Origin of the sequence: Clostridium sp. AM46-21 (assembly GCF_003480025.1) — a bacterium.
Classification (GTDB): Bacteria; Bacillota; Clostridia; order Lachnospirales; family Lachnospiraceae; genus Coprococcus; species Coprococcus ammoniilyticus.
On sequence record NZ_QUIB01000006.1, the window covers coordinates 46,332 to 58,607 of the forward strand.

Consider the following 12,276-nt stretch of genomic DNA (forward strand, 5'->3'; position numbering starts at 1 on the left):
GACGGGTTCAGACATGGGCTTGATGCTGACAGTTAGCGCGGGTCTCGCAACGAAATAACGCGAATGTCGATGTTATTTATATGGACACCATTGTGGATTTCACCAGACACAAGTTTCTGCCTGCATTTTATTTATGGTATAAAACAGAAATCAGAGTTCAACAGCAATCTGGTATTCCTTTAACCAGTAGTTGACCTGCAGCAGGTATGCCATCATCTGCGGGCCTGCCATTAACTGACCATACCATGGTTTTCCATAATCCTTCGGAGATTCCAGAAACTGTAGAACTGCTTTTTTATCCAGAAACCGGTTGACAGGGCTTGCAGGATCGTGGATCACTTCTCTTAACCGGTCGGCAAGGATCGTTTCATAAAGCGGGTTATAGGTCTTAGGATACGGGCTTTTTTTCCGGAACAGGATTTCATTTGGAACCAGATTTACAGCGGCATGACGGAGCAGGCTTTTCTCTGTCTGGTTTCGGTATTTGTATTTCCATGGCACATTAAAGACATACTGCATAAGATGGATGTCAGCAAATGGTACTCTTGCCTCCAGACCATGATACATACTGGTACGATCCATACGGTCAAGCAGGGTCTGCATGAACATCCGGATATTCATGTAACCGATTCGGCGACGGGATTTTTCGATATTGGATTCTTCCGGCAGCACCGGAATCTCGGAGATGATCTGATGGTAAAGATTTTTCACATAGTCATCCATCTGCAGGGCATCTGCAAATTCCGGATCCAACAGTTGCTTTCTCGGTGTAAGATCGGTCATCCATGGAAAAGTATCGGATGCAAGCAGATCTTCCCGGTAGAACCATGGATATCCGCCAAATATTTCATCGGCACATTCCCCGGTCAGCACAACCTTATTGTTTTCAGATACCAGCTTACAGAAATACAGCAGGGATGAATCAACGTCTGCCATGGTCGGCTGATCTCTGGAAAGAACGGAATCATAAAGCAGGTCGGCAAGCTCTTCCATATTGCAGGTCAGGTAGTGATGTTTCGTTCCGAGGAAAGAGACCATCTGATCTACATATGGCCGATCCTGTTCCGGTTGAAAGGCATTTGATTTAAAATAGCGTGAATTATCGGTAAAATCAAAGGAATAGGTATCGAGTACCTGCCCCTGTTTCTTTAGTTCTTCCGCACAGATGGCACTGACGATCGAGGAATCGATACCGCCGGACAGAAAGGTACAGATCGGAACATCGGATACGATCTGTCGTTTTACTGCAGCGTTTAACAGATCAGAGGTCTTTTCCACGGTTGTCTGATAGTCATCGGTATGAGGTATGCTTTGAATCCGAAAATAGCAAGTGATGGAACAGCCGAATCGGTCATATCGGATATAATGACCGGGTTTTAGTTCGTCGATTCCTTTGAAGACACCGCAGCCCGGTGTTTTTGACGGGCCAAGAGCAAAAATCTCACATAAGCCTTTTTTATCCAGTCTTGGAAATGTGCCGGGATAACAGAACAGTGCCTTTCGCTCTGATGCAAAGACAAGTGTCCGGTCAGATAAAAAGGTATAATATAAAGGCTTTACACCGAATGGATCCCGGTAAAGTAAAATGGCTTCTTCGGCATGATCGTAGATCGCAAAAGAAAATATACCATTGATATGTTTTACAAAGTCAGGCCCATAGTATATGTATGAAAACAGCAGTACCTCGGTATCGGATGTTGTGGAAAAGGAATAACCGCGTAAGATCAGTTCCCTTTTCAGTTCATCTGTATTATAGATTTCTCCATTGAATACGATAGTGAACGTTCTTCCCTGTACAGTGCGGGACATGGGTTGAAGTCCGGCTTTGATATCCCGGATGGATAATCTTGTATGAGACAGTCCGCATGTATCCATCAGAAGAATACCATCATCATCCGGCCCGCGATGCTTTTGCTTTGCATTCATGGCAGACAGAATATCATGAAAATGTCCGGGCGTTTCCAGGTATCTGCCATGTACATTATAAAATCCAGAAATAGAACACATAGATAACTCGTTTCGGTTTCGTCGTATAATTGTATGAAACAGGGCAGTAAAATATGCAGAAAAAGAAATCCGAAAAATACAAAACAAAAGTGCCGAAAAATACAAAATAAAAAAGAAATATTTATGCAGATGTAAAATCAACACAAAGTGTTACAGATGTTACGCTTGCTTCATATGTCGAGAAATTAGAAGAAATGGGTTTGGATTTATTCCGGTTGAAGTTACACCGGGCTTCTATTCTGAGGATGATAACAGTACCATTGGTAACGGTGCGGTCAGTGGTTCCGATAATCAGGATTCAGAATCAGAAGATTCCAGCAGTGATCAGGACAATAATGATAATGATGATTCAACGGAGATCAATCTGTTATAGTATGTTTTATCAATATCCGAAAGAGTGTTCCATGGATCTGTATGATGTAGAAGGCAGTCTTGTGAGCGAGAATGATGTGAATTACAAGCATGTAAAAGGAAATGATATTTCAGAGATCCTTCAGATCAAGGAATATATGAAAGGTGACAGTATCAAAAATATTCATTGGAAAATGTCAGCTAAGATGGGAAAGACCATGGTAAAAGAACTGGATACACCAAATGATAATTCCGTCATGATATTCATCGGTTTGCAAAGGTGATCTTTATTACATATGATGCCAACCGGGATGCAGCCTTTGAGATCGAACGTTTAGAAAAGGGGATTGTCCTGTATGTTTGATGCAGGTGTTTTGGTGATTTTTCCCAGAAAACGCATTGACTTTTTTTCTCATTTATGCTAAAGTAACAACAGTTTATATGTCAAATGCAATGACAAGGAGGAGTACATACAGGACCGGCTCCCAGAGAGAAGATGGTGGTGAGAATCTTCAGCTAGGATGTATGGAAGTAGCCTTCGAGCAGTGGACTGAAAAGCATGACTTCATAAGAAGTGCTGAGTAGGATTCAACGGATTTCCCCGTTATAGGAATACAATATAACGCAGATAAGATTTGTAAGTATTGGATGAGAGCAGGAAGAACCTGAATTTAGGTGGTACCACGGATATGATTATTCGCCCTAAGCTGATATACGGCTTAGGGCTTTTTTAGTGGATGGGAAACGCTCTTTTTGGAAATTTATATGGATGACAATTAAAGGAGGATATAGGTTATGGAGATTAATGGAGCACAGATGTTTGTAAAAGCATTACAGGAAGAACATGTTGATACACTGTTTGCCTATCCGGGTGGAACAGCGATCGACTTATTTGACGCATTATACGATGCAGAGGGAATCGATATGATTCTTCCAAGACATGAGCAGGCACTTGTTCATGCAGCAGATGGATATGCAAGATCAACCGGAAAGGTTGGTGTATGTCTGGTTACAAGCGGGCCTGGTGCAACGAATCTGGTTACAGGAATTGCAACAGCAAATTATGACAGTGTTCCTCTGGTATGTTTTACCGGACAGGTACCGATGAATCTGATCGGTAACGACGCCTTTCAGGAGGTCGATATCGTAGGTATCACCAGAAACATCTGCAAATATGCAGTAACAGTCAGAAAGAGAGAAGATCTGGCAAGAATTATCAAGAATGCATTCTATATCGCAAGAACCGGTAAGCCGGGTCCTGTACTGGTTGATATACCAAAAGATATCCAGCTTGCAATGGGTTCGGATGAATATCCGGATGAAGTAAATATCAGAGGATATAAGCCATCAGAGGGTGTACATTCTGGTCAGCTTAAGAAGGCTCTGGCAGAATTAAACCATGCAAAGAAACCGGTATTTCTGATCGGTGGCGGTGTGAATATCGCACATGCAAGAAAAGAAATGCAGGAATTATGTGAATTAACAGGAATCCCTGTTGTTACTACGATCATGGGTAAGGGAGCAATTCCGACGGACCATCCTTTATATGTTGGTAATATCGGAATGCATGGAAATCTCGCATCCAATAAAGCAATCATGGAATGTGATGTCTTATTCTCAATCGGAACCAGATTTAACGACCGTATCACCGGTACGATTGACACATTTGCAAAGAATGCAAAGATCATACATATCGATATCGATGCAGCATCAATCTCCAGAAATATCGAGGTAGACATCCCAATCGTAGCAGATGCAAAGCTTGCGATCACGAAGATGTTAAAATATGCAAAGAAATTAGATATATCCGATTGGGTTGCTGAGATCATGGAAGTGAAGAAACAGTATCCGATCAACATGAATTCTTATAAAGGTGTTACACCTGAGAAGATCATTAAGACGATCAACGAGATGTATGACGATCTCATTATTACTACAGATGTAGGACAGAACCAGTTATGGACAACACAGTATATTGCACTTGGCGGTGAGAACCAGCTCTTAACCTCCGGCGGTCTTGGTACGATGGGATATGGACTTCCTGCTGCCATCGGGGCAAAGATCGGTAACCCGGATAAGAATGTTATCTGCATTTCCGGTGATGGTGGTGTACAGATGAATATTCAGGAGATGGCGACTGCGGTTGCACAGGAGCTTCCGATCACGATCTGTATTTTAAACAATGGTTATCTTGGAAATGTACGTCAGTGGCAGGAGCTGTTCTTCAACAAGCGTTACAGCAGTACCTGTCTGAGATACAGAAAGAGCTGTAATCATGACTGCCAGAATCCTGACAAATGCTGTCCGAAATATACACCGGATTTTGTAAAACTGGCGGAAAGCTATGAGGCGCTTGGAATCCGTGTTACAAAGGAAGAAGAGATCAAAGCAGCATTTGAGCAGGCAAAGGCAAATACAAAGGGACCTACAGTTATAGAGTTCTATATTGATCCGACTGCAAATGTATTCCCTATGGTTCCGGGTGGCAAGTCATTAAATGATATGATCATGGATTGTTAAGGAGGATAGACAGATGAGTGAAAAGAAAAGATGGATATGTTTATATGTTGAAAATGAAATAGGTGTACTTGCAAGAATCTCCGGTCTGTTTTCCGGTAAATCCTATAACCTGAACAGTCTGACTGTAGGAGAAACAGAGGATACGACGGTATCCAGAATGACGATCAGTTTTACCAGTGATGATCGTACTTTTGAACAGGTAAAGAAGCAGTTGAACCGCAGCGTGGAAGTAATCAAGGTGGTTGATTATACGGATATTCCGATCCATAATAAAGAGATCTTATTCATCAAGGTAAAAGAATGTAATACCGATGATAAGGATGAAGTATTCCGTATTGCAAATGCATTTAACTTCAAGATCACGGACTATGACAGAAAGAATATTCTGGTGGAATGTTTACAGACAGAAAATCAGAACAATGATGCGATCAAGTTATTCAAGCAGAGTTTTCCAAATCGGATCGAGGTTGTCCGTGGAGGAAGCGTTGCAGTAGAAGCAATCAGCATGTCGGAGCGCTAAAGGGGATAAAAATTATGAGATTTCTGATTCAGAGAGTGAATCATGCAAGTGTAACAGTAGATGATAAAGAGGTAGGAAAGATCGGAAAAGGTCTGTTGGTATTTGTAGGTGTATTCGAAGAAGATACAGAAGAAGCTGCAGACAAATTAATCCGTAAACTGCTGGGACTTCGTATATTTGCGGATGAAAATGGCAAGACAAATCTTTCTCTTACAGATGTAAACGGTGAGCTTCTGATCGTATCACAGTTTACCTTATGTGCAGACTGTAAGAAAGGAAACCGCCCATCTTTTACAAAGGCAGGCAACCCTGAAAAAGCAAATGCGTTATATGAATATGTCCTGTCTGCTTGCAGGGAAAAAATCGCAGTTACAGAAAGCGGTATTTTTGGTGCGGACATGAGAGTGGATCTGTCCAATGATGGACCGTTTACGATCCTGTTTGATAGCCGTGAAATGTAAAAAAATACATGGGAATGGATCCAAATTGAATATCTTGCATGAAAAATTGTAAATTTTTTTCAAAAACATACGATTATTTCTTGAAAAACATACAAAGAATTAATATAATTGAGTTTAGGTTATGTTAAATAAACACGTAAAGGAGAAGCGCTATAATGTTAACAAAGGAAAGCATTGAAGAAAAGACCTTTAAAAAGGGACTTTTTGGTTATAATAAAGATGAAGTAAATTCATTTATGAGAGAAGTATCGGATGAGTTTGCTTCATTACAGGCAAAATATGATGCCGCTGTAGCAGAAAATGAACTGGCTCAGAATTCTCTCAGAGAGAATAGTGTAAAGATCTATGAATTAGAGAAACAGTTAGAGCAGGCTGCTCCGGGTTCCAAAAAGGAACAGAATGCGGCAAACAGTGAAGCAAACAAAATCATTAACGATGCAAAGAAACGTGCAAATGAAGTTCTTTCCAATGCAAAGGCAGAACTTGCAAAGTTAAAAGCGGAGATGGAAGAGCTTAAGGCAAATGGCGGTACTGTAACAGCAACAGCCAGCACGACAGCTTCATCAATCAATGAAGATGCGTTAGAAGCTGATCCGATTACAAAGCTGAAGATGAAGTCTCAGACAACAGCAGAACCTCAGAAGCTGAAGATGAAGCCAAAGGAAGAGCCAAAAGAGGAAAGCAAGCCACAGGCATTTGCAGGGAAGAGTGCTGTAACAGAGGATGAAGAAGACGAAGTAATCGTAGGAGAAATCGAAGAAGGCGTTAAACGCAATCAGGTTCTGATCGGTGATGGCGATGAGGATGACGATTTCGAATTCTTATAAAGCAGGCTGATTTGTATGACATATAGGGAATGTCTCGATTATTTTCATAAATTATCAGTACATAGGAACATAGATGGATTACAGGATGATACCTATTTCCAGTTTGATGTTATTGGACGTGACAGTGGACATTTTTATATTCATTTGAAAGATGGTACACTTGAGGTCATTTCGGGGGAATATAAACAACGAAATGTTCAGTTTATCGTTACAATATCCAGTCTGGAACGGGTGATAAATGGAGTAATGGATCCGATTTATGCATATGCTACAGGAAAATTAAATATTGCTGGTGATGTGTCATTGGGAAGAAATTTCCTGTCACGCATCATCAAAGAGTAAAAAAGAAGAAACCTGTCAGATATTAACTGGCAGGTTTCTTTTTGCCTTTATAGCTATAAACGATGTGTTACATCTTTATTTATAAAAGAAGCTTGGATATCGTTGCATTACATCTCAACTTAAAAGATGTTTGATATCATTGCATTACATGGTATCAGATTTTTATAACAGATCAGCAACTTCCTTTAAGAGACGTTCTGTCTTATCCCATCCGAGACAAGGGTCTGTGATGGATTTGCCATAGCATCCTCCACCAACCGGCTGATTACCGTCTTCGATATAACTTTCAACCATAACACCTTTTACAAGTTCTTTGATATCAGGATCGTAATTGCGGCTGTGGATAACTTCTTTTACGATTCGTGGCTGCTCATCAAATTTTTTGCCTGAATTGTTATGATTTGCATCAACGATACATGAATGATTTACCAGATTGAACTTCTGGTATGATTCATATAAAAGACGAAGATCTTCGTAGTGGTAGTTTGAGATGGAACGACCATGTTTATTTAATGCACCTCTTAATATACAATGGGTCAGTGGGTTTCCGTCTGTGTGGGCTTCCCATCCGGAATATAAGAAAGTATGCGGATGCTGTCCAGCAAGACAAGAATTCATCATAACAGTATAATCCCCACTGGTTGGGTTCTTCATGCCAACCGGAATGTCCATTCCACTTGCCGTTAATCTGTGCTGCTGATCCTCAACGGAACGTGCACCGATCGCTACATAGGATAAGATGTCGTCAACATATTGCCAGTTCTCGGAATAGAGCATTTCGTCTGCTGCTGTGAGTCCGGTTTCTTTGATCGCGCGGATATGCATTTTACGGATTGCATATAAACCTTCTAACATATCAGAAGCCTTATTCGGATCCGGCTGATGCAACATCCCCTTGTATCCATCACCCGTTGTTCTTGGTTTGTTCGTATATATACGTGGAATTACAAGAATTTTATCTTTGACCTGTTCTGCAACCTTTGCCAGTCTGTTCTGATAGTCGCATACAGCATCTTCGTTATCAGCGGAACATGGACCAATTATAAATATAAATCGCTTGTCTTCTCCGGTAAAAATTTTTCTGATCTCTTCATCTCGTTTTGCTTTAATGTCTTTGAGTTCCTGTGAGAGAGGATATAACTCTTTGATCTCTTCACCGGTTGGTACTCGTTTGACCAATTTCATACTCATTGATTTTTCCTCCTGTTATAATTTGTCCAGTTAATAAATGACGAAAGTGTCATTATTTCTTAAATTACCGCATATTGCGCATAATTCTGTAGTATTATAGCAGAATATAATTAATTATGAAAGAAAAATATCAACACAAACATTCTTTATTCATTTTTTTAAGCATAAATTGTATAAATGAACAGATTAGAGGGATGTTATTGAAACGGGTAAAAATGGGAAAGAGGATAGGCAGAGCATTTGCAGGTACGGTTCTTGGAATAGCACTTGTAGTCGGACATATCGGCCAATCGGTAATATATAGTGTTGCTGTAACAGATGGAACAGCAACAGATGAAATAGCGACAGATCAGTCCGGACTTCAATTGGAATCACAATCATGTATCCTTATGGAATCAACGACAGGAACGGTATTATATGAGAAAAATGCAGATGAAGCAAGGAAACCTGCATCCGTCACAAAGGTAATGACGCTGCTTCTGATTTTTGAGGCAATGAAGGCAGGTGATTATCAGATGTCTGATATTGTAACTGTGAGTGAACATGCAGCTTCTATGGGTGGTTCACAATGCTTCTTTGAGACCGGGGAACAGCAGACGGTTGAAGATATGATAAAATGTATCATTATTGCATCAGGAAACGATGCGGCAGTTGCTATGGCAGAATTCACGGCAGGAAGCGAGGAAGCCTTTGTTCAGAGAATGAATGACCGGGCAAAGGAACTTGGAATGGAGCATACACATTTCGTCAATGCATGTGGACTGGATGCAGATGGACATGAGACATCGGCAAAAGACATTGCGATCATGTCCAGACAGTTAATTGACGAACATCCTGAGATCCTGAATTATTCCGGTATCTGGATGGATTCAATCGTACATAAAACCGCAAGGGGAGAGTCAAGATTTGACCTTGCTAATACAAATAAATTCCTAAATATGTATACCGGGGCAACCGGGCTAAAACCGGATATACGGCGACAGCTAAATACTGTATGTCGGCGACGGCGAACAGAAACGGCATTACATTGATCGCAGTCATCATGGGAGCTGAAACAAAGGATATCAGAAATAAAGAGGCCTGCAAGCTATTAGATTATGGATATGCAAATTGCAATCTGTATAAAGATGAAAATGTACTTGACACCCGTAGCGTTTCTATAGAAAATGGTATCAGTGACGAGCTGGCGATTGACAGTGTATCGGACTTCTCATCCGTTCTGCTTCGCGGGGAAAAGGCAGATGATGTAAAGAAGATACTGGTTCAGGATGAACCGCTTACAGCACCGATAAAAAAAGGATATGTTGTCGGTCATATAGAATATTCAATCAATGGTCGTATCCTTGGTTCAGTCGAGGTCGTTGCAGCAGAAAATATAAAGAAAATGACGTTTGGCTACAGCTTTAAAAAAGTATTATATCTTGCCTTTCGTTCCTAGAGGAAGAGAAAATGTTATTCGATATTATCAGTATCATCTGTATATTTGCGATTATCTGTCTGTGCGCAGTTCTGATCGAAAGCAGACGGGAGAATCATATGCTTTCGGTATCTCATTATACAATCACGGATAAAAGGATAAAAAAGTCTGCTACATTTGCGATGATCGCAGATCTTCATAATGCAGAATTCGGAGATAAAAATGAGGATCTCATAAAAGAGATAAAAAAGATTGCTCCTGATGCAGTTTTGATTGCAGGAGATGTTATAGTCGGAAAGAAAGATGTCAGACCGGGTGTTGCGATAGACCTTCTGCAAAAGCTTGGAAGTGAATTCCCTGTTTATATTTCAAAGGGAAATCATGAGATGCGAACCGTTTTATATACAGAGCAGTATGGAGATATATGGGAATGCCTGTATGAACAGACAAAGAATTACGTTCATTGGCTTATAAATGAGGAGCTACTCTGGCATCTGACAACATTCAGATCGTGGGGCTTGACATGGATGCAGCTTATTACAGAAGATTCCGGCTTCAGAAGATGGAGACGGACTATCTGGTGAAGCTTCTTCCAACAAGGCATCAGGATGCATATACGATTCTACTGGCGCATAACCCGGATTATTTTTCGGTTTATGCGGAATGGGGAGCAGATTTGGTGTTATCCGGTCATGTACACGGGGGCATGATCATACTTCCGTTTTTGGGGGGAGTGATATCACCGATGGTACGGCTGTTTCCGAAATATTACCGGGGTATGTATGAATATCGTAATAAAAAAATGATTTTAACAGGTGGACTTGGTGGTCATACTTTAAAGTTCCGGGTCAATAATAAACCGGAGATATGCGTGATCCATCTGGAAGGAGAATAACAGGGGAAGATTATGAGTGAGGAATACAAAGAAGTAGAGCAGACAGAGAGTGAAGCAGAGCCAACAGAAAGCGGCGCAGACAAAGAAACCGAAAACGTGGCGGACAAAGAGGCTGAGCAGACTGGGGCTGAGATGGAAGCAGTCAAAGAGACAGACCAGACAGAGACTCAAGAAATAGAAACAAAAGACCAGCCGGAGGTTGCTGCCACGGCTGCTGCCATACCATCGGATGTCTTTGTCGATAAGAGTGTCTATGAACAGATCGATAGACGGAAAAAAGGAAAAAAGATCGCTGCTATTATATCAATTTCTGTGGGCGGAGTTATTTTACTTTGTTATCTTACATTGTCGATCTGGTTTAGTTTTCATTTTAACAAGAATACATATATTGACGGACAGAATGTATCCTATCATACAGTAAAATCTGTAAAAAACACGATCGATACATATATGAGTGAATATTCTTTAAGCGTAAACGGCAGAGAACATGCATCATTTGTGATCCGTCCGGAAGATATCGATATGACGATACAGGCAGTTTCCAATGAGAAAAGCATCAAGAAGAAACAAAATGGCTTTCTGTGGTTTTTGTATCTGAATGATAATCGGAAAGATTATAAAACCAGTTACGAAGTAACATATGATAAAGAAAAGTTGTATCAGTTCTTAAAAAATCAGGACTGTATGCAGGAAAAGAATATGAATAAGCCAAAGGATGCCTATGTAGTAGTTGAAAAGAGCGAGGCGGTTATCATACCAGAGACAGAAGGCAGTTATCTGGATACAGATAAGGTGCAGGAAGTGATAGAAACGGCACTTGAACAGGTGAAAGCTACTACAGACCTTGATAAAGAAGCGTGTTATGAGAATGCAGAGATCACGGCAGACAGTACGGAGATCGCAGACCGGAAAAAAGCACTGGAAACATATCTTGCGGTTCAGATCAACTACAGCATTGATCGTGTAACATGGACGCTTGATGCATCAACATTTGGCAGCTGGCTCTATTATGATAACGGAAAATGGAAGTTCAAAAAGAAATCGGTTCAGGCATATGTGAGACAACTTGCAGAGACATATGATACTGTCGGAACAACGAGAACCTTTCAGACCTATACCGGAAGATATGTAGAAGAAACAGGCAATCGTTATGGATGGGCAATTGATGTGGAAGCGGAGACAAAGGGCTTGCGGGAAGCACTTGCAAGTGGGAAATCACAGGAGCGTACACCGGAGTTTTCCCAGGTAGGAGCGGCATATAACAAATACGGGGATATCGGTTATTCTTATGTAGAGGTCGATCTGTCGAACCAGCATGTTTATCTGATTGTAAGTGGAAAACTGGTCACAGATTCCCCTTGTGTTACCGGATGCGTGAAGAACGGTCATGGTACACCGGATGGATTATATTCGGTTACATATAAGGAATCACCATCGGTTCTCAGAGGTGAAGATTACGAGACAAAGGTGAATTTCTGGATGCCTTTTAATCGTGGAATCGGGCTTCATGATGCGACATGGCGTGATGAGTTCGGCGGAGACATTTATTATTCCGGCGGTTCGCATGGCTGCGTTAATCTGCCATATCAGAAAGCAGCGGTTATTTATGAAAATATATACGCAGGTATGCCTGTGATCTGTTATTATTAAGATGTTTATTTTATCAGAAAAAAGCAGGTTGATATTGTGAGCACAACTCATTTAATACAGGCGAAATCGTATTTTACAAATAAAAAATAGTTGTA

General features: G+C 40.8%; 12 protein-coding genes, 1 pseudogene and 1 other annotated feature. Of the genes and pseudogenes, 11 read left to right on the forward strand and 2 right to left on the reverse strand.

What is annotated here, in order from left to right:
* Positions 1-150 precede the first annotated feature (150 nt).
* Positions 151-2,007: an asparagine synthase (glutamine-hydrolyzing) gene (gene asnB / locus DW959_RS05480; protein WP_117822618.1), complete on the reverse strand. Its 1,857-nt coding sequence runs from the start codon at positions 2,005-2,007 to the stop codon at positions 151-153.
* A 341-nt stretch (positions 2,008-2,348) separates the two neighbouring features.
* Here asnB and DW959_RS05485 point away from each other — a divergent pair, with 341 nt between their 5' ends.
* The 6 genes from DW959_RS05485 to DW959_RS05510 all read left to right on the forward strand — a co-directional run bounded on the left by DW959_RS05485 (position 2,349) and on the right by DW959_RS05510 (position 7,028).
* Complete coding sequence (locus DW959_RS05485) at positions 2,349-2,642, forward strand: DUF58 domain-containing protein (RefSeq protein WP_226801011.1); 294 nt, start codon at positions 2,349-2,351, stop codon at positions 2,640-2,642.
* Positions 2,643-2,802: 160 nt separating this feature from the next.
* Positions 2,803-3,066, forward strand: a binding site (T-box leader).
* Between the two features lie 87 nt (positions 3,067-3,153).
* On the forward strand, positions 3,154-4,878 hold the full coding sequence (ilvB, locus tag DW959_RS05490; RefSeq protein WP_021943923.1) for a biosynthetic-type acetolactate synthase large subunit: 1,725 nt from the start codon (positions 3,154-3,156) through the stop codon (positions 4,876-4,878).
* A 13-nt stretch (positions 4,879-4,891) separates the two neighbouring features.
* Complete coding sequence (ilvN, locus tag DW959_RS05495; protein WP_021943922.1) at positions 4,892-5,398, forward strand: acetolactate synthase small subunit; 507 nt, start codon at positions 4,892-4,894, stop codon at positions 5,396-5,398.
* A gap of 14 nt (positions 5,399-5,412) precedes the next feature.
* Entirely contained in the window at positions 5,413-5,859 is a 447-nt protein-coding gene (gene dtd, locus DW959_RS05500; protein ID WP_117807531.1) for a D-aminoacyl-tRNA deacylase, read from the forward strand.
* A 155-nt stretch (positions 5,860-6,014) separates the two neighbouring features.
* Positions 6,015-6,686, forward strand: a complete 672-nt coding sequence (locus DW959_RS05505) for a DivIVA domain-containing protein (RefSeq protein ID WP_117807532.1) — start codon at positions 6,015-6,017, stop codon at positions 6,684-6,686.
* Positions 6,687-6,701: 15 nt separating this feature from the next.
* Complete coding sequence (locus DW959_RS05510; protein WP_117807533.1) at positions 6,702-7,028, forward strand: SCP2 sterol-binding domain-containing protein; 327 nt, start codon at positions 6,702-6,704, stop codon at positions 7,026-7,028.
* Between the two features lie 162 nt (positions 7,029-7,190).
* On the opposite strand, the gene DW959_RS05515 is transcribed toward DW959_RS05510, so the two are convergent.
* Positions 7,191-8,219: a 3-deoxy-7-phosphoheptulonate synthase gene (locus tag DW959_RS05515; protein WP_021943918.1), complete on the reverse strand. Its 1,029-nt coding sequence runs from the start codon at positions 8,217-8,219 to the stop codon at positions 7,191-7,193.
* A gap of 389 nt (positions 8,220-8,608) precedes the next feature.
* On the opposite strand from DW959_RS05515, the pseudogene DW959_RS14515 reads away from it, so the two are divergent.
* The 5 genes and pseudogenes from DW959_RS14515 to DW959_RS05530 form a co-directional block, all read left to right on the forward strand.
* A pseudogene (locus DW959_RS14515) lies at positions 8,609-9,216 on the forward strand (D-alanyl-D-alanine carboxypeptidase family protein); the annotation flags it as partial.
* 45 nt (positions 9,217-9,261) lie between these two features.
* Positions 9,262-9,657, forward strand: a complete 396-nt coding sequence (locus DW959_RS14520) for a hypothetical protein (protein ID WP_243023353.1) — start codon at positions 9,262-9,264, stop codon at positions 9,655-9,657.
* Between the two features lie 11 nt (positions 9,658-9,668).
* Complete coding sequence (locus tag DW959_RS14525) at positions 9,669-10,220, forward strand: metallophosphoesterase (protein ID WP_243023346.1); 552 nt, start codon at positions 9,669-9,671, stop codon at positions 10,218-10,220.
* Entirely contained in the window at positions 10,160-10,531 is a 372-nt protein-coding gene (locus DW959_RS14530; RefSeq protein ID WP_243023347.1) for a hypothetical protein, read from the forward strand. Before DW959_RS14525 ends, DW959_RS14530 begins: the two co-directional genes overlap by 61 nt.
* Before the next feature lie 12 nt (positions 10,532-10,543).
* Positions 10,544-12,181 (forward strand): peptidoglycan binding domain-containing protein, encoded by a 1,638-nt coding sequence (locus tag DW959_RS05530; RefSeq protein WP_117807536.1) that lies wholly within the window; start codon positions 10,544-10,546, stop codon positions 12,179-12,181.
* The last annotated feature ends 95 nt before the right edge of the window (positions 12,182-12,276 follow it).